At 72.6% G+C, this 18,669-nt stretch carries 12 protein-coding genes and 3 pseudogenes; 1 reads left to right on the forward strand and 14 read right to left on the reverse strand.

Annotation, left to right across the window (positions count from 1 at the left end):
- Window positions 1-80: 80 nt before the first annotated feature.
- The 13 genes and pseudogenes from L2X98_RS05400 to L2X98_RS05455 form a co-directional block, all read right to left on the reverse strand.
- Complete coding sequence (locus tag L2X98_RS05400) at window positions 81-620, reverse strand: transglutaminase-like domain-containing protein (protein ID WP_259613202.1); 540 nt, start codon at window positions 618-620, stop codon at window positions 81-83.
- A 1,504-nt stretch (window positions 621-2,124) separates the two neighbouring features.
- Window positions 2,125-2,877 (reverse strand): DUF58 domain-containing protein, encoded by a 753-nt coding sequence (locus L2X98_RS05405; protein WP_259612566.1) that lies wholly within the window; start codon window positions 2,875-2,877, stop codon window positions 2,125-2,127.
- Window positions 2,832-3,554 carry a hypothetical protein gene (locus L2X98_RS05410; protein WP_259612567.1) on the reverse strand — a complete coding sequence of 241 codons (723 nt, stop codon included), beginning with the start codon at window positions 3,552-3,554 and terminating at the stop codon, window positions 2,832-2,834. Before L2X98_RS05410 ends, L2X98_RS05405 begins: the two co-directional genes overlap by 46 nt.
- On the reverse strand, window positions 3,551-4,516 hold the full coding sequence (locus L2X98_RS05415) for an AAA family ATPase (RefSeq protein ID WP_259612568.1): 966 nt from the start codon (window positions 4,514-4,516) through the stop codon (window positions 3,551-3,553). Before L2X98_RS05415 ends, L2X98_RS05410 begins: the two co-directional genes overlap by 4 nt.
- A gap of 2,764 nt (window positions 4,517-7,280) precedes the next feature.
- Entirely contained in the window at window positions 7,281-7,805 is a 525-nt protein-coding gene (locus L2X98_RS05420; protein ID WP_259612569.1) for a cadherin-like domain-containing protein, read from the reverse strand.
- Complete coding sequence (locus L2X98_RS22120) at window positions 7,799-8,302, reverse strand: Ig-like domain-containing protein (protein ID WP_435526269.1); 504 nt, start codon at window positions 8,300-8,302, stop codon at window positions 7,799-7,801. The genes L2X98_RS05420 and L2X98_RS22120 overlap by 7 nt, the downstream gene beginning before the upstream one ends.
- A gap of 500 nt (window positions 8,303-8,802) precedes the next feature.
- Window positions 8,803-9,978 (reverse strand): annotated as a pseudogene (locus tag L2X98_RS22125) (Ig-like domain-containing protein); the annotation flags it as partial.
- A 574-nt stretch (window positions 9,979-10,552) separates the two neighbouring features.
- Window positions 10,553-11,656, reverse strand: coding sequence for a serine/threonine-protein kinase (locus L2X98_RS05430; RefSeq protein WP_435526251.1), 1,104 nt, complete (start codon window positions 11,654-11,656; stop codon window positions 10,553-10,555).
- 395 nt (window positions 11,657-12,051) lie between these two features.
- Window positions 12,052-12,696, reverse strand: a pseudogene (locus tag L2X98_RS05435) (spermidine/putrescine ABC transporter substrate-binding protein).
- A 54-nt stretch (window positions 12,697-12,750) separates the two neighbouring features.
- Window positions 12,751-13,257 carry a DUF6121 family protein gene (locus L2X98_RS05440; protein ID WP_259612572.1) on the reverse strand — a complete coding sequence of 169 codons (507 nt, stop codon included), beginning with the start codon at window positions 13,255-13,257 and terminating at the stop codon, window positions 12,751-12,753.
- A gap of 3 nt (window positions 13,258-13,260) precedes the next feature.
- Complete coding sequence (locus L2X98_RS05445; RefSeq protein WP_259612573.1) at window positions 13,261-14,064, reverse strand: ABC transporter; 804 nt, start codon at window positions 14,062-14,064, stop codon at window positions 13,261-13,263.
- Window positions 14,065-14,879: 815 nt separating this feature from the next.
- Window positions 14,880-15,548: a M20/M25/M40 family metallo-hydrolase gene (locus tag L2X98_RS05450; RefSeq protein WP_259612574.1), complete on the reverse strand. Its 669-nt coding sequence runs from the start codon at window positions 15,546-15,548 to the stop codon at window positions 14,880-14,882.
- A gap of 137 nt (window positions 15,549-15,685) precedes the next feature.
- The gene (locus L2X98_RS05455) at window positions 15,686-16,291 is read right to left on the reverse strand and encodes a M20/M25/M40 family metallo-hydrolase (RefSeq protein ID WP_259612575.1); all 606 of its coding nucleotides are present in this window, start codon (window positions 16,289-16,291) and stop codon (window positions 15,686-15,688) included.
- A gap of 113 nt (window positions 16,292-16,404) precedes the next feature.
- On the opposite strand from L2X98_RS05455, the pseudogene L2X98_RS05460 reads away from it, so the two are divergent.
- Window positions 16,405-17,880 (forward strand): annotated as a pseudogene (locus tag L2X98_RS05460) (glutamate-cysteine ligase family protein).
- Between the two features lie 97 nt (window positions 17,881-17,977).
- On the opposite strand, the gene L2X98_RS05465 reads toward L2X98_RS05460, so the two are convergent.
- Complete coding sequence (locus tag L2X98_RS05465; protein ID WP_259612576.1) at window positions 17,978-18,595, reverse strand: hypothetical protein; 618 nt, start codon at window positions 18,593-18,595, stop codon at window positions 17,978-17,980.
- Window positions 18,596-18,669: the final 74 nt, after the last annotated feature.

The raw sequence follows: 18,669 nt of genomic DNA on the forward strand, positions 1-18,669 counted from the left end.
CTGCTCGGCCGGGGTGGCGGCGGTGCGGCGTGTGCGGCGGCGGACGGTCTTGGCGATCACGATCGCGAGGAACGGCCCGGTCACCAGCAGCAGTCCGAGTGCGGCGATCCCGGCGATGCGCAGCGACGCCCAGAGGGCGGCCAGTCCCTGCTCGTCGTCGCGCGGCGGGGCGGCGTCGTCCGATTCCTGTCGCGTCGGGTCGGGCGGATCGACCTGCTGCGCCGTCTGCGGCCGCACGTCGGTGGGGTTCTCGGGATCGCGCTGGCGGGTGACGGTGTTCTGTGCGCCCTCGGTGTGCTGCGGGTGATGTCGATGGGCACCCACTGCCCGGACGCCGAGCGGACCTCGGTCCACGCGGTGATGGTGCCGCCGGTGCACACGCCCTCGGCGCACAGCGGCACGCCGGTGTCCGGGCCGCTCAGCCGGGCGCCGACCACGACCCGCGCCGGGAAGCCCAGCTCTTCGGCGATCAGGGCGACCGCGACGGAGAACTGCTCGTCGTCTCCGGTCGCGGCCACCAGCGAGGCGCTGTCGGTGTCGGCCTGACGGGCCAGCAGCTGCCCGGAACATGGTGTCGATGCGGGCCAGCGAGTGCCCCGAGGCACTGGGCTGGAACACATAGCCGGCGCCCAGCGGCTTCATCCAGTCGGCGCCGGCGGCGGGCACCGCGAGGGCGTGACTGAGGTAGCCGCGCTCGCGGAGTCGCTGCACCAGCGTTGCCAGACCGGCGCCGCCGGTGCCGGCATCCTGCTTCTCGATCCACGTCTTCACGCTCTCCGGCACATCCACTGCCGGATCCGCGCCGGGCGCGCGCAGGCTCTCCACCGCCGGCAGCCGCGGCACCGTCGCGGCGACCTCGAACTGCTCGCCCTTGGCGACGTCGTCGATCTGCACGCCCGCCTCGGCCGCCGCGTCGTAGTAGAACGCGTCGGCGCGGGATGCCGCATCCGCCCCCTGGAAGCGCACCGACTCCAGCGACCCGAACGTGGGCAGCCAGATGCCGCGCAGCCCCTCGATCCCGATGCGCACGGTCGACGGCGTCCCGGCGGCCGCGGGCAGCCGCGCCGGAACCCGGACGAACTGCCCGCCGCTCCCGTCCGCGGCCACCCGGTAGGACACCCCGTCGTAGGCCGAGAGGGTGGCCAGGCGGATCCGGTCCGGCAGCGGACCGTCCACGGCGGTGACGGTGAACAGCGGCGCGGTCACCGCACCGTCGGCGAAGTTGGCGCGGTAGTCGCTCAGCGGCGTGACGGCCTGGCTGATCGCCTGGTCGGGCCCGGCACCGGTGCGCAGCACGTCGCGGGTGCGCCCCTCGGCGATCGCCGGTCCGACGACCGCGCCCAGGACGACCGCCACGGCGACCATGCCGGCGGCCAGCCCCGCCCGACGGATGTCCGAGCCGGACCGGCGGCGCGAGATCCGCACGCGAGTGGCGGCGGCGCGGCGCAACGCGGCGCGGCGCCAGGCGGCGACCCGCCAGGACATCCACGCCAGCGACAGCGTCAGCGCGAGCGCGCCGCAGGCGATCTCGCGCGGGGACGGCACCACGAGCACGCCGAGCGTGATCGGGGCGCTGGTCACCGAGCGGCCGAACAGCAGCCCGAACGAGGTCATGGCCATCCCGACGGCGGCGGCCGCGGTGCCATACCGCTCCGGTCTCCAGGCCAGGCGCAGCACGGCCAGCGTGCCCCACTCGAACACGACCAGGGCGGGGACGAGGAGGTTGCGGTACGTGCCGACCGGCAGGTCGACGGTGACCAGGTCCTTCCATCCGGTCACGATGCCGACGAGCAGATCGCGCAGGGATGTCAGCAGCCCGGCCGCATCGGCGGGCGGCACCGCGACGGTCAGTCCGAGGACGACGAACAGGACGCCCGCGGCCGCCACCGTCGCCCATCCCGGCCAGCGCCACAGTGTCGCAAGCCGTGGAGACGACCATCGCGGCCAGGACGGCGAGTGCGGCCAGCAGCAGAAAGCGCACGTCGGCGTACACCGGCCAGGCGGCGAGGGCCGCCACGGCCGCCATGCCGATGGCGTAGGCGGTGCCGGCCGCGACGTGCGGCGTGCGCAGGGCCGCAGCATCCGGCGCTGCGAACAGGGGGCGGCGCGCGCGCGATGAGGCGGTCATGCCGGCGCCTCCGCCCCGGAGAACGACGCGGTCTGCGTTCCGCGCAGGAGCAGACCGGGCAGGTCGGCCAGCAGCCCGACGGTCATCACGGTCAGCTCGCCGAGCGGTCGGGTGCGCGGGGGCGCCTTCTCGTCGCACACGACCGCCACCACCGCGGTCGAGGACGAGAACGCGAGGGCGGCCTGCCGCAAGCCCGAGGGCGTCGTGCCCGACCCGCACACCACGAATGCGAGGGAGAGGGTGTCGGACGCCTCCACCGTCAGCCGGCACACTTCGGACAGCGGCATGGTGTGCTCGAACGAGTTCAGCCGGGAGAAGCCGTCCAGCAGTCCGCGGGGCGTGCCCGCCTGGATCATCTCGATCGATCGCATCCGCCCCCGCACCACGCGCGGGATCTCGGCGCCGGTGACAACGTCCAGGTCGCGGCCGTCGCGCAGGGCCTGCACTGCGAGGGACGCGGCGATGCTCACCCCGAGTTCGAACTCGTCGGGTGACGCGTACTCGTCGCGTTCCAGGCTGAGGATGACCGCGAGCCGCGAGCGCCGGGTCTCTTCGAACTGGCGCACCATCAGCCGCCCGGTCTTGGCCGTCGACTTCCAGTGGATCTGCCGCCGGGCATCGCCCGGCACGTATTCGCGGATGGCGTGGAACGACATGTCGGCGTCGACGAGCCGTCGGCTGGAGCGGCCCTCGAGGTCGCGGATCAGGCCGGCACTGGTGGAGGGCACGGCCTCGGTGCGCGGATGCACGTAGATCTCGTGCCGCTCGTCCCATTCGTGCTCGCGGCGCAGCGCTCGACCGGGTCGGTGCGCACCGCCGTCGGCGGGCCGACCGTGATCACGCCGCGCGGCAGCGCCGGGATGTCGATGGGCTGGGCGACGTCGTGCCCGGGGCGCAGCGGCACGCCCAATTCGACCAGGCCGTCGCCGACCGGCAGGTCGAGGCGCCCGGGCAGGGCGGTGCGGGTGCCCACGTTGCGGATGATGATGTGCCCGGCGAGCGGATCGCCGGCGACCACGCGTTCGTGGGCCAGGTGGACCGACACGTCGTATCCGCGCGCACCGAACAGGAACGGGATGCTCATCACCAGCAGCGCGAGCGACGCGAGCCCGGCCAGCAGCGCCTCGACCCAGCCGAACACCCACCCCAGGGTGAGGCCGATCGTGGCCAGGAACAGCACCAGCCACCCCGCGGGGTTGACCGTCTGACCCAGCCATCGGCCGGCGACCAGCGCCGCGGCGTGCACGTGTCGTGCTCCGCTCAGCGTCGTCACGACCGCGCCCACGATCCACCCGCGCTGCTCGGCGGCCACGCGCGTGCGCACCGTCGTCGTGCCGTCGGTCGCGCCGAAGGTGCCCGTGAGGGTGGCCCCCTCGGGCATGACCGGCCGGCCAGTGCGGGTCAGACTGCGGACGGATCGGCTCATGCGTCCTCGCGCTGACTGGGCGGTGGCACGTCGAGCAGCACCTGCCCGATCACCGCTTCGGGGGTGACCCCGTCGAACTCGGCCTCGGGGTGCAGGATGAGCCGGTGCGAGAGCACCGCGACGGCGAGCGCCTTCACGTCGTCGGGTGTCGCGTAGGTGCGGCCCTGGGCGATCGCCCGGGTGCGGCTCGCCCGGGTCAAGGCGAGGGCGCCGCGGATGCTGACGCCCAGCCGGACCTGGTCGGCCGAGCGGGTGGCATCCACCAGTCGCGCGATGTAGTCGAGCACGAGGGCGTTCGCATACACGTCACGGGCCAGGTCGGCCATGCTCACCAGCGTCTGCGGGGTCACGATCGGGTCGAGCTGGGCGGTGGGCACCGCGGCACCGTCGAGGATGCGCACGGTGGCGGCGTGATCGGGGTATCCGAGCGAGGTCTTCAGCAGGAACCGGTCGAGCTGCGCCTCGGGCAGCCGGTAGGTGCCGGCCTGCTCGACCGGGTTCTGGGTGGCGATCACCAGGAACGGGACGCCGACCGCGCGCGTGACCGCGTCGATCGTGACCCGGCCCTCTTCCATGACCTCCAGCAGCGCGGCCTGGGTCTTGGGGCTGGCGCGGTTGATCTCGTCGGCCAGCACGATGTTGGCGAACACCGGGCCGGCGTGGAACTCGAAAGCGCCGGTCTTCTGGTCGTACACGGTGATGCCGGTGATGTCGCCGGGCAGCAGGTCGGGAGTGAACTGGATGCGGGTGTTCGTGCCCTGCACGGACTGCGCCAGCGCCCGCGCCAGCGACGTCTTGCCGGTGCCGGGGACATCCTCGAGCAGGACGTGGCCGTCGCTGAGCATCGCGGTGAGCACGAGATCGATCACGTGCCGCTTGCCCAGCACGGCGTGCTCCACGTTGTCGGCGAGCGCGCGGAACGTGTCGGCGAACCACGTGGCCCGTTCCTGAGGGATCGTCATTCAGTTCTCCTGTCGAGGTGGTCAGTTGCCGTTATCGGCAGGTGGGTCTGTGGGGTCAGCGGGAGGCGGATTGTTAGGCGTGCAGGTGCCGCTGAACCGCATGGGCTGCGCCGGCGCATCGAGATCCCAGCCCGTCGGCGACCAGTCGAGCGTCGCCCTGCCCGATACGGAGACGGCCCCAATGGGAACCGTGCCGTCCGAGGGTGAGTCGAGTACGTTGCCATCGGCGTCCTGATACTCCACCTGACTCGGAGCAGCGGAGATTCGTGCACCGACCTTCTGCGAATTCACGGAGGAATGACCGACAACGAACGTCTCGCCACCAGCGCACTTCTCGACGTTCCAGTCGGCCCACACCTGGTACGGGGCGCTGCCTGAGGAAGGTCCAACCGCGACCTTGTCTCCGTCGAATGGACCCCACCGGTACCAAACTTGAATGCCGGGATCCCGATCGAAGATCGATGTCGGATACCCGCTCATCTCGACATCTGCCCATGCCGGCTTCTGATCCGTGCCGCTCGTAGGCTTCGTCTCGATCTTCCACTCCGCCCGACCACTGGCCAGGTCGGGCTTGGCCGCCACCGTGAACGTGTACCCCTGCGGGGTCGGGACGCCGTTCGTCGGCTTGACCACCACCTGCTGAGTCGTCTCGGTGCGTCCGAAGGACTGGCCGTCGAACCACGACTCCGCGCACAGCCGATAGGTGGGCGAGTCGCCCACCCGCGCGGTGAAGGTCTCCTCGATCGACGCGGCGGTGCCGATGTCGGTCACCCGGCACGCCGATCCCGCCTCAGCGATGCCCAGCCGCAGCGTGGATCCGCTGCCGTTGCGTGTCGCCGAGCCCTGCATGACGATCGTCGCCGTGCCGTCGCTGTTGATGGACTGGCTCTTCACCGTGAGCGTCGCATCCTTGGGCGCGCCGACGCCGTTCGCCGTCGTCGAGATGGCTTGGCCGGTCGTCGAGCCGTCGAAGCCGGGCGGCAGCGAGAAGCGCGAGTACGGCGTCGCGGTCAGGCGCGAGGCCGAGTTCGTGGCGATGCGGTAGGTCGGGACGGTGAGGGATGTCTGGCCCGGCGGCAGCGGCACGTCCACGGTCTCGCCGGCCTCGCTGCTCAGCCGCACGCCGGCGGTCTGGCTCGGGTCGAGTCCGTCGACCCGCACCGAGACGACGCCTCCGTCGCCGGAAGACGTGGGCACCGGCGCCGCGCTCAGGCCGGTCGGCGTCGCGGGGGCGTCATAGGCCCAGGCGACCGTGCTGGCGGAACCGCTGGACTCCCCCACCCGGTTGACCGCGTTGGCGGTGTAGGTCCGCTGCTCGCCGTTGGGCGCGGAGATCACCGGACACGTGCCGTCCGGCGTGCAGCGGGCGACCACCTGACCCTGATAGCGGATGACGAACCCGGTCAGCGCCGGGTAGGCCAGCCGTGCGGGTCCGGCATCCACCCGGAGCGTGACCTGCCCGCTGTCGTAGCCGGACTGCACCAGGGCGGTCGGCGCCTTCGGGAATCCCTGCAGGTCGAGCAGGACCTGTCCGTCCCGGTCGCCGGCCGTCTTCCGCCCCTGGGCATCGCGGACCGAGAACGAGGCGGTGCATGTCTGACCCGGGGCATCCTTGCCCCACGCGGCGCGCACGTGCGCGGCATCCTGCACCGCGAATGTGACCCCGGTGCACGTGCCCGCGTCGCGCACGTCGGTGAGGGCCAGCGGCGTGCCCGGCAGCGGGTTCACCTCGCCGGACGCGCCGATCACATCGACGGTGCACGAGGAGCCGTCCGCCTGAGAGCATGTGGTGGTCACCGTCCCGGCCCGCGGCAGCGTGCTGGGGACGGCACCGACCCGCAGGATCAGGCGGGCCGGCGCGACACCGGGATGGCTGGTGACATCGATGACCGCCACCTCTTCGGAGCCGGTGGGCGCGTCATCCGCCCCGGTGACGGTCAGCGTGCTCCCGTCCTGGACGACGGTGAAATCGCTCCCCGTGTACGACGCGCGGTAGACGATGTGGTCCCAGTCGGTGCGCCCCTGCCAGGTCGTCATCGTCCGCAGGTCGTAGGTGGTGGACGCGCCGGGGCTCACCGTGATCGACGCCGAGGCGAGCTCGGGCACCGGGTCGAGGGCGGTGACGGTGATCGGCACGGACAGGAACGTCCAGTCCTTCTGCCCGGCCAGCCGCACCGGCACGACACACGCGTCCCGCCAGGGCGCGCCGGCGCCCGCGTCGTACCGCACCTTCGTGCCGGACTCGCGGGTGCACGCCGCTTCCTTCCGCGACGTGGACACGCTCAGGTCCGGGCCCACCTCGAGGGTGGCCCCGGTGGGCATGCTCACCAGGTCGGCCATGTCCCATGTCACCGAATCGCTCTCGGTCACCCGCTGCGCCGACACGTCCGGCTTCAGCGTGAGCGACAGATCGTTCAGCCCGGGGATGCGCAGGAACCCGTACGAGGTCACCTCGTCGCCGGCGGCGGTGGTGCCGGTCAGCGAGAAGGGGATGATCCGGGACCGCTCGGGCACGTCGCCGAAGATCCGGTTGCCCTGCACGTGCACCCCGGGCACCGTGCCCCACAGGTCCAGCTTGAGGTCGGCGACGTCGCCGCCGGTCCAGGACACGTTGCCGGTGACGACATCCACCCCGGACGGGAAGCTCTCGCGGGTCGCGGCGGTGAGCACGGTGTCGGTGACGACCGGATAGTCCGGCACCGCGTCGCGGACGATTCGGACCACGATCAGGCCGCGCCCGGTGTTGCCGGTGCTGCTGGTCACGTCATACAGGAACGACACCGTGCCGGGGGTGGTGCCGGCACTGATCTGCACCTGCGCGTCCGTGGTGGCGGTGATCATGCGCTGCAGGCGCGCGAACTCGGGGTTCTCGCTGCCGTCCAGGAGGGTCTGCACCGCGTCCGGACGGATGTCGGTGAGCTTCAGCGTGCCGCCGGAGGGGTCCACGTCGTTGGCCAGCGGGTTGATCCGCACGGAGTTGTCGGCGCCGACCTGCGAGCTGCACGTAGTCGGTGAACGTGACCGGACTGGGGTTGGCCTGCTCGTCGAGCACGCCCACGCGCACGGTGGCGATGCCGGTCGCCCCGAACGCATCCGCCACGCGGAAGGTGAACGAGACCTGCCCGTGGAAGCCGGGGACGCTCGCGTAGACGATCGATTCGCCGTCCGGCGAGATGGTCGCCGAGCCGCTGCGCGGCTGCGTGACGATCCGGTCCAGGCTCACGTCGTCGCCGTCGGGGTCGACGCCGAACGAGCGGAACGGGATGCTGGTGCTCTGCCCGGTCAGCACTCGGCCCTCCAGCGTGCGCGGCCGGGGGCGCGGTTGGACTGGTCGGCGATCACCTTCACCCGCACCACCGCGGTGTCGGCCAGCGACGGCGAGCCGGCGGTGTACACCGAGTATTCGATCCGGTAGTCGCCCGGGGCGGACGGTGCGAGGTAGCGCAGCTTGCGTCCCGAGGCGAACGCCAGCGCGCCCCGGGCAGAGGACTGCACGGACGCGGGGTTGAGGATGATGGTGCCGCCGGCGGCGGCCACGTCGTTGTCCAGGACCGGGATGTCGACCTGAGCGCCGGCGCGGACGACGACCGCGTCGTCCACTGCGATCGGGGCCAGGTCGGACGGCGACGGCAGCAGGTACACCGTCGCCTCGCCGCTGATCTGCGAGCCGGCGTCGTTCGTGCCGTCCGAGACCGTGTAGCGGATGGTGCCGAGGCGGCCGGGCGACCCGTCGGCCGTGCTGCCGGACACGCGCAGGTAGTTCTGGCCCACGACATCCACCGACATCGTCGCCCCCGAGGCGGCCGACGGCTGGACGTCGCTGAGCAGCAGCACCCGCCGGGTGGGGTTGCTGACCGCGGTGAACACGTCGAGCGTGACATCCTGCTCGGATGCACGAAGGCCACGACCGGGGCGGTGGCCAGCTGGGCGGGGGCATCTTCGGGCAGCACGGTGATGCGGGCGGTGGCCGAGGCCTCGCTGATGCCGTCGGTCACCGTGTAGGCGACGCGATAGACGCCGGGCTTGCCGGCGCTGAAGTCGAACGTGGTCCCGCCCGAGCCGGCGACCGCCTCGGCGGCGGCCTCGTCCAGCACGCGCACCGAGGTCAGCGACAGGCGCCCCTGCGTGCCCGAGACATGTTCGCCGACATCGACGGTCAGGCCGCTGCCCTGCGTCTCGATCAGGGTGAACGATTCGGCGCTGAGCTTCGGCTTGGGTGAGATGCGGACGGTGAGCGTGCGGCTGGTGGTGGCGCCGCGGACGTCCCCGACCACGACCTTCAGCTGTGCGATCTGCGGATCGCGCTCGGACGCGTCGGAATGCTGGTAGACCACATCGCCCGCGGGGGTGACGCCGACCGCGCCCGCCCCGCTCTGATCGGTGGCCGACAGCAGCATCAGCGGGTCGCCATCGGGGTCGACCCATCCGTTGAGCACGGGGATCGTGACCGTGCCGCCGGGGGCCACCTGCGGCGACGGCCACGCCGCGAGGCATCCGCTCACTCCGCACCATTTGGGCGCGGCGTTGGCACTGTCCGGCGAGACCGTGAGCGTCACGGTCACCGGTGCGGAGTAGAGGCCATCGGGGGCGGTGCCGTCGGTGACCCGGTAGCGGAACGTGGCCGAGCCGGCCGCGTCGGCAGCCACGTGCACGGCCAGTCGCTGCCCGTTGTCGGTCAGCGACAGCGAGCCGAAGCCGGGATCCAGTCCGCTGACGCTGGACGGATCGATGCTGAGCACGTCCTCGTTCGGGTCGTGGTCATTGAGCAGGACCGGCAGGCTGGCGAGGCTCCCCGCGCGCACGCCGAACGCGTCCGGCTCGGCCACCGGCGGCTTCGGGTCGATCACCACCTGCGCCCGCTCATCGCTGGGCGCGGTCTCGGGGGCGGTGCGGTCATCGAGCGACCAGTCCTGGCTGGAGGGCAGGAGCGCGGAGGTGTGGGCGTTCCACACCCAGCCGCTGCGGGTGTCGTTGATGATCAGGCCCGCCCCGGTGCCGGTGAAGACCGGACGCCGCTCGTCGGCGAGCGATTTGTCGGCGTAGTCCAGGTCGCTCTGGCCGGCATCCGAGTTCCAGGCCGTGCCGCCGTCGGCACCGAGCCAGGCCGCGAAGACGACGCCGTCGTCGACGACGGGGCGCGCCGGGGTGCCCAGATCGCGGGTCGAGCCCCCGACCACGCGCTCGGGGGCCGATCCGTCGGCGGGCAGCCGCACCAGCCCGGTGTCGTCGGCGAGCCAGGCCGCATCGCCGGTGGCCTGCGCGCGACCATAGGCGACATCGCCGACGAGCGTGATCTTGTGCGTGGCCGTGTCGCCGCGGCGCCATACCGTGCCGCTGTCCGGCGCGATCAGGAACCAGGTGCCATCCACCGCGGTCAGGCCGACCGCGGCATCCGCCGCCGGCCCGTCCACCGGATCGCGGCCGAGCACGGCGCCGTCCGTGATGCGGTAGCGCACCACCATGCGCGCGGCCTTCGAATACGCGAACACCACGCCCGCGCCGTCCACCGCGATCGCCCGGGCGCTGAACGGCGTCTCGCCCTGCGCCGCCTCGTCGCCGTCCGGGGTCTTCGCCGGGTTGGGGTCGACGAGCACGGCGTCGCCGCCGGACAGAGTGCCGGCGTAGACCGCACCGGCATCGGTCCGGTAGGCGACGAAGTCCCCCGACACCGCCGCTTCGACGGTGCCGGCCGGGGTGGAGGGGATTCGCGCAGCGTCGCGTCGTCGAGGTCGGCCGGCAGCGCCGCGTCGATCCGGGTGAGCTTGCCGTACGACTCGGAGAACAGGAAAGCGTCCTGGCCGGTCTGCGCGACCGCTGACGGGTTGGAGACGCTTGCGCACCGTGTCCAGCTCGCCGATGGCGGTGTTCACCCGCGCGTACCGGCGCCCGTCGCCGGTCTGCAGCGCCCAGACCGAGCTGTTCTCTGGCGGCGTGGAGCGGGCGTCCAGCCCCGGCCACACGATGCTGATCGTGACGATGGACGCCGCCACCGCGGCGACGGCGACGATCGTCGCGATCAGCGAGCGGCGGCGCACCTCAGCCCCCGGTCCCGGCCAGCACGGCCCAGATCACGAGGACGGCGGCGGCGCCGGCGATGGCGGCCACGAGGATCCACGGCCAGACCCGTCGCCGGACCGAGGTCGTCGGGGCGGAGATGTCCGCGTCCTCGTCCCGGGCGCGCGAGATCAGCGGCGGCGGCTCGGTCGTGCGACGACGCGAGTCGTGCGGCACCGACGAGATCGCGGGCCCGCGGGCCGCGGCATCCGCGAAGTCGACCGTCTGATCGCCGGGCACCCATTCGTCCTCGGCCACCTCGAGCGGCGTCGGCGGGAAGCCCATGCCGTGCTGCGCGTCGCGCAGCGCCTGCGCGAACGCGAGTGCGCTCGGATAGCGGTCCTGCGGCTCGCGCGCCATCGCCACGGCCAGGACGTTCTGCACCCCGGCGGGCACGTCGGGCCGCGACATCCGCGGGAAGTCCGCCCGCAGGATGCGGCGGCGCAGGTGCTCGCGGGTGTTCTGGCCCGGCTCGGGCCGCTCGAACGGACTGTAGCCGGCCAGCAGCGAGTACACGGTCGCGCCCAGGCCCCAGACCTCGCTGGCGACCGTGCCGGCCGTCTGCTCGGCCACGACCTCGGGTGCGCTCCAGGGCACGCTCATGGCGAGGACCTCCTCGCCGCCGGGGGCGAGCGAGGACGAGATGCCGAAGTCGGCCAGCACCGGGGTGCCGAAGGTGGTGATGAGGATGTTGCTGGGCTTGACATCGCGGTGCACCAGGCCCGCGCGGTGCGCCGACTCCAGGGCGCTGGCCATCTTCACGCCGATGGTGAGGGCCTCGTCGACCGGCATGCGCTCCTGGCGGTAGCGCTTGGCCAGCGAACCCGGGCAGTACTCCATCACGATGTACGGGCGGCCGTCGGCCGAGATGCCGGCCTGATAGACCGTGACGATCGACGGGTGCGCAGACAGGTGGGCGAGCACGTCGGCCTCGGCGTTGAACATGCGCAGCATGTCGGTGTCGTGCACGCCGGCCGGCAGCACCTTGACCGCGACCTGGCGCCGGGGCATGTCCTGGGCATACAGGAACACGTCGGCGAATCCGCCCGAACCGAGCGGACGCACATAGGCCAGGCCGGGAAGCACGGGCGGCGTCGAAGGCAGGCGCTTCGGCATCCCGGACCCCCATCCGCTGCTTCTTCGCGCTCTGAGTCGACAGGCCATCCCGCGCGGCGCGCAGACAGCGGTCAGGCCTGGTAATGGTAGCAAATCGCGGACCGGGGTCGTGCCGCGGCCCACCCGCTCGCTCCGCCACTGCCGCGCTGCCGCGCTGCCGCGACTCGCCCGGTTGCGCGACATCCCCTGCGGTCGCGCGAGATCGCCCGGCTTGCGCGACATCCCCGCGGTCGCGCGAGATCGCCCGGCTTGCGCGACATCCCCGCGGTCGTTGAAATCGTACGATCTGGCCGAGTGCACATCAATTTTGGCCAGGTTTCATGTGCAGCCGGCCACATCGTACGATTTCGAGGGGAAGGGCGGGGTCAGTCTGAGGGGTCGAAGGGCGAGTCCAGCGACCGGGTGAGCTCGTCCAGCAGCGCCGCGACCTGCGGCTCGACGTACTCGGTCACGGCGGCCTGGATGCGCAGCCGGTGGCTGAGGAGGATCGAGCAGACCTCGCGGCCGATCATGTTCGCGTATTCGTCGGCCAGGCCGACCTCCTGGCGCAGCGCCGCCTTGGCCTCGTCGCTGAGCGGCGGCAGCGCCGGCACACCGGCATCCGCCTCATCGGCCATCCCCGACAGCGTGAACAGGAACGGCGCCCCGGGCTTGCGGCTCAGGATCCAGCGGCATCCCCTCGAACTCCGGATCCAGACCCTCCATCGGGCGATAGCTGCGCGCACGATTGCGCGCGGCCTGCTGATCGAGCTCCCCTGCAGCATCGGCAGATTCCGGGCCGTGTACTCGGCCACCGACTGGTCGATGATCGCCTTCACCCGCGTGGACAGCCCGTGCTGGACCGCATGCGGCACGTCCGCACCGAGTCCCGCCGCCGACAGCACCGGCGAACCCAGACACCGCCGGCACACGGCGACCCGGCCGCGATGCGTGGCCGGCTCCCAGCGCGGCAGCCACCGCAGCCAGGCGTCGACAGCCTGGCTCACCTGGGTCTCGAGCGATCGCTCCACGCACACCACCGTAACGCGCAGCATCCGCTCATCGGCGTCTTTTCGCCGCGTTCATCAGGGCGATTCGTCGTCTTCCCAGGGCCATCGCGGCCGTCCACCGCGACTTCGGGCCAACGCGACCCCGCCCCAGCCCGCCACCAGAGCCGCGCCGGCGACGACGAAGATGAAGCCTCCCGTCACCAGCCGTTCGACGACGGATGCCGGGAGCACGACGTCGCCGGTCTGCACAGCGCCGGCCACCCACACGGCCGCCAGGTAGACGATCGTGCACGCCGCCGCCGCCCAGACGCCGGCCCAGAAGGAGGGGCGCGGCTGGCGCAGCGCCGCCCACAGCACCAGCGCGAACGCAACGATCGCGGCGACCACTCCCGCCACTCCCGGGAACTGCCCGAAGCCCGGCGCCGAGATCACATCGCGCCCGGTCAGCAGGCTCGTGCCTCCCAGTCCGCCGATCACCAGCGCACCGAACAGGACCGTCGCGAACGCCAGCGCGATCAGCGGCGGAACCCCGCCGCCCGACGGGGTCGGTGCGCGACCGGGTCCGCCCGGCGCCCCGGACATGACTCAGTCGGCCAGCTGGGGCCCTGCCTCGAGGGTCCGCTCGTACTCGCGGCGCGACTCGATGTTCAACTCGGTCATCCGCTTGCCGCGGGCGGCGATCCACGCCGAGAACCAGATCGTCAGCTCGCGCGCGATCACCAGCGCCGCGATGGCGAGCGGGGCGAACAGCTGATCCTGCACGATCTGGGCACCCTGCTGGGCAGTGATCATCCAGAACTGCGCCTCGAACAGCTGTCCGAGCAGGTGCCCGCCGTACGCGGCGAGGCCGACCAGCAGGCCGAGGATCACCCACACGCCCCAGCGGCCGCGGTTGATGATCGCGCCCAGCAGCCAGAACGCGAGGAAGAACACCGCGGTCGGAACCCACAGGCCCCACGTGGTCAGCTCGCCGGACAGCCACGAGCCGACCTTGTCGCCGGTGAGGTCGCCGGTGACCAGGCCGATCGCCAGACCGGCGGCCAGATACAGCACCGCGAAGCAGATCGCGGCGATGATGCCGATGCCGCCGGCCGCAGCGCGGTTGCCGCGTGGCCGCGGCTCTTCCGGCGCCTGCACGAAGATCGGCTGCGGCTTGCCGCGGCTGGGGCTGCTGCCGAGTCGGCACGGCGGCCGGTGCGACGTACGCGGGTTCGACCGGGCAGCGGATGCCTCGTCCACCGCGGTCGTGGAAGGTTCGGCATTGTCCCCGCCCGCGGGCCGGTCGGCTGCCGCGGCACGGTCGGCTGCCGAGCACGGTCGGCTGCCGAGCACGGTCGGCTGCCGCGGCGTCGGCAGCGTCGGCGCGGGTGTCTCCCGCGGCGTGGGCATCGTTCAACTCAGGGGTGGCGAATGCGGACTCGTCGGCGTCGGCGGACGCAGCATCCGCTTCCGGCGCCGCGGGCTGCCGCGCTGCGGCCTCGTCGGCAGACGCATTCTGCTCCTCGATCGTCGGGTTGCGGCGTGCCGCCTCGGCCTCTGCCAGCCCTTCGTGCGCCTGGCCCACCACATCGGCGACGGGCGTCGGCTCCTCGACGGGCTCGCCCATGGGCTCCCGGGGATCACTCATCGCAGGACTCCTCACATGGGGACGGTCCCCTGTCTACGAGGCTACCGTCGCCCACCACGCGCGTCCCGGAACCGTGTCGCCGTGTCTGAAATGCGGTCGGGCCCGGCGGTCGGACGCGGTGCAGGTCGCTCGCGCTGTCGAAATCAGCATCCGCGCCCATAAAGAACGAGCGCGGAAGCGGAAAACGGTAGCGCGAGCAGTCACGGGGCCCGAGACGCGCAGAAGCGCGAGCCGAAGCGAGGGACCACCACCAGTCGCCAGAGTGCCAGCACGGCCGGGCGCGCTCCAGTCGAGCGCGAACTGGCGCTAACCGTTCGCGCTGTCGAAATCAGCATCCGCGCCCATAACGAACGGGCGCGGAAGCGGAAAACGGTAGCGCGAGCAGTCACGGGGCCCGAGACGCGCAGAAGCGAGGGACCACCACCAGTCGCCAGAGTGCCAGCACGGCCGGGCGCGCTCCAGTCGAGCGCGAACTGGCGCTAACCGTTCGCGCTGTCGAAATCAGCATCCGCGCCCATAACGAACGGGCGCGGAAGCGGAAAACGGTAGCGCGAGCCGGATGCCGAGACCCGGCGCGTCAGGCGTCGCGGCCGGTTGCGGCCAGCACCGTGTGCACGAGAGTGCGCACCCCGACCGCGATCGCACGTTCGTCGGCCCGGAATCGAGGCGAGTGCAGATCGACCTGCGGCGCCAGCCCGTCCCACACGCCCAGCCGGGCCAGCGCCCCGGGCGCGTGCTCGAGCAGCACGGCGAAGTCCTCCGCCCCGGCGGACTGCTCGGCCTCGCCGAGGGCCTCTCGGCCCAGCCCGGTCTCGACGGCCCGGCGCACCAGCGCCACCGACGCGGCGTCGTTGACCACCGGCGGGACGCCGCGGATGTACGTGAGCCGGTACTCCGCCCCGCTCGGCGCGAGCAGCTGGGCGATCAGCTCGGTGACCACGGGCTCGGCGTGCTCCCACGCGGCCCGGTCGAGGATGCGCAGGGTTCCCCGCAGCGACCCCTGGCGCGGGATGACGTTCGATGCCTGGCCCGCGCTGATCGCGCCCCACACCAGCAGCGCACCCGCGCGCGGATCGAGTCGCCGGTTCACCGGCAGCGGCAGCCGCGAGGCGACCGCCGACAGCGCCCCCACCACGTCGACGGTGAGGTGCGGCCTCGAGGTGTGGCCGCCGGGACCCTCCACCTCGAGCTCGATCATGTCGCAGGCCGAGGTGATCGGCCCCACCCTCAGGGCCACCTGCCCCACCGGGATCCGCGGGTCGCAGTGCGAGCGCGAACAGACGGTCGACGCCGCGCAGGGCGCCGGCGGCCACCAGCTGGTGCGAGCCGCCCGGCATGACCTCTTCGGCGGGCTGGAACAGCGGCCGCACGCTTCCGGCCAGATCAGGCGCCGACCGCAGCGCCAGCGCCGCGCCCAGCAGGCACGGTCGTGTGCAGGTCGTGCCCGCACGCGTGCGCGACCCCGGGCACGGTGGAGGCGAACGGCAGGCCGCTGCCCTCGATCAGCGGCAGGGCGTCGATGTCCGCGCGCAGGCCGATCACCGGATGGGATGCCGCGGCCCGGCCGGCGATCTCGGCGACCACGCCCGTCCCGCCGGGCAGCACCTGGGCCGGGATGTCGGCCGCCGTCAGGGTGTCGTGGATCAGGGCGGTCGTGGCCGTCTCGTGCCGGGACAGCTCGGGGTGGGCGTGGATCCGCCGACGCAGACCGACCAGCGCGGGCAGGTGCTCGGCGAGCGCGGCATCCAGCCACGCCGGGCCGCGGCCGGCGCCGGGGTCGACCGCCGCGGCCTGCGCGCGGTCCGCGGCCGCGGCATCCTGCCCCGCTCCGGCCATCGTCCGCCTGCCGCCCACCTGCGCGCGGTCCGCGGCCGCGGCATCCTGCCCCGCTCCGCGCATCACCCGCCTGCCGCCCACCTGCGCGCGGTCTGCGGCCGCGGCATCCTCGCCTGGTCCGTGCATCATCCGCCTCCCGCCGCGCTGGCCCATCGGCACCAGCGTAGGCGGCGTCGCGCGACCGAGCACGTGCCTGCCGGCGGCGGATGTGCTTAGCTCGCACCAGACGCACCGGCCCACAGTGGACCGGGCATCAGGAAGTCGCCATGGGTGATGACGTCGGCAGCACCGTGTTCACGCGCGAGCAGCGCAAGCAGTACCGGGCGAAGGTGCAGCGCTGCCTGGACGTGTTCGAGCGGATGCTGCGCGACCACGCGTTCGAGTTCGACCGGCCGCTGACCGGCCTGGAAATCGAGCTGAACCTCGTCGACGCCGACTGGCAGCCGGCGATGGCCAACGCCGAGGTGCTGGAATCGATCGCCGATCCGGCGTTCCAGACCGAGCTGGGCCGGTACAACATCGAGCTGAACGTCTCGCCCCGCCCCCTGCCGGGGGCGGCGGCGCTCGAGCTGGAGGGCTGCTGCGCTCCTCGATGAACCACGCCGAGGAGAAGGCGCGAGAGGCGGGGGCCGGCATCGTGATGATCGGCATCCTCCCCACCCTGCGGCCGGAGCATCTGGAGGGCGAGTGGATGAGCGCGAACGCGCGCTACGCCGCCCTGGACGAGGCCGTGTTCTCGGCGCGCCGCGAAGACCTCGAGCTGGACATCGCCGGCACCGAGTCGCTGCGCATCTTCTCGCCGTCGATCGCCCCGGAGTCGGCCTGCACCTCGGTGCAGCCTGCACGTGCAGGTCTCGCCCGCCGAGTTCGCCGCGAACTGGAACGCCGCCCAGCTGCTGGCCGGCCCCCAGCTCGCCCTGGGGGCGAACTCGCCGTTCCTGTTCGGCAGGCAGCTGTGGGCCGAGACGCGCACCGAGCTGTTCCTGCAGGCCACCGACACCCGCTCGCCCGAGCTGCGCAACCAGGGCGTGCGGCCGCCGGTGTTCTTCGGCGAGCGGTGGATCACGTCGATCTTCGACCTGTTCGAGGAGAACGTCCGCTACTTCCCCGCCCTGCCTGCCGAGACCAGCGACGAGGACCCCGAGGCCGAGCTCGCCGCCGGCCGCGCACCGAAGCTGCAGGAGCCCGGCTTGCACAACGGCACGGTCTACCGCTGGAACCGGCCGGTGTACGACGTCGTGGACGGACGCCCGCATCTGCGGGTCGAGAACCGGGTGCTCCCGGCCGGTCCGACCGTGGTCGACGTGCTCGCGAATGCGGCGTTCTACTACGGGGCGCTGCGGATGCTGGCGGCCGAAGAGCGTCCGGTGTGGACCAAGATGAGCTTCGATGCGGCGCAGTCGAACTTCACCGAGGGCGCCCGCCGGGGCGTCGACGCCACCCTCTACTGGCCGGGACTGGGCGAGGTGCCCTGGGACGAGCTGATCCTGCGGCGCCTGCTCCCCCTCGCGGACGAGGGCCTGTCGCTGTGGGGAGTGTCGGCCGCCGTGCGGGATCGCTACCTGACGATCGTCGAGGAGCGGTGCAAGCGCCGGGTCAACGGCGCCTCGTGGCAGGTCGCCGCGGTCCGCGCGCTCGAGGATCGGGGCATGGATCGCGATCGCGCCCTCACCGAGATGCTCGCGCTGTACGCCGAGGGCATGCACGCCAACGAGCCGGTGCACACCTGGGACCTCCCGTAAGACCGGCCCTTCGTCTCGGTCGCTGCGCCTCGCGCTGAGCGAGCGCAGCGAGACGAAGTGCCCGTCGCTGAGGGACCTGACCGAGGCGCCGTACCGTTTACGGCCAGAGCCGACGCACCAGCTCGTCGGTGTAGCCGGAGGGATGCCACGCCTGCTCGGTCGTGGACAGCCACATCCCGTCGCGGACCACGTTCTCCTCGGTCGTGCGGCCACTGGTCCGGGCGCAGCGGATGCCGCCGCCGGCGTCCGTGCAGTGGAAGCCCTGACTCGCGAACCCCGGGCGGGCGACCGCGGCGGCCGCGGCATCCACTTTCGCGAGCGTCGTGACCACCGTGCCGCCGTCCCGGTCGCGCCACGCGCAGGTCATCAGCACGTCGGGGGTGAGCGCGTCGCGCACCCCGGTCGCGGCGGTGGCCGGCGGGTCCTGCGACTGGTCGAGGACGACGTGCGGCTGCCAGCTGAGCTGGACCCACAGCTTGTCCGGATACAGCGACCGGCAGTCGTCGGTGATGGCCGTGCCGATGCTCTCGATCGGCCGCGCCGTCGCCGGCGCCGAGGCGGCCTGCTCGGCCGCCGTGGCGGAGCGCAGCAGGTCTCCGGCGAACTGCACGGCCGCCGGGATTCCGGGGGCGGCCAGCCACGCCAGCCCGGCCACCACGCCGGCGCACAGCAGACCCGCCGGCCAGGCGATCCACGCCTTTCGTCCCCCGATCATGCCCTTCCTCCCCTGCCCTCCACGGTAAGCGGCGGCGGGGGCATCCGTCCCGCGACCCGCGGAGGGAGGGTGCG

The organism is Microbacterium elymi (assembly GCF_021582895.2).
GTDB classification, from domain to species: Bacteria; Actinomycetota; Actinomycetes; order Actinomycetales; family Microbacteriaceae; genus Microbacterium; species Microbacterium humicola.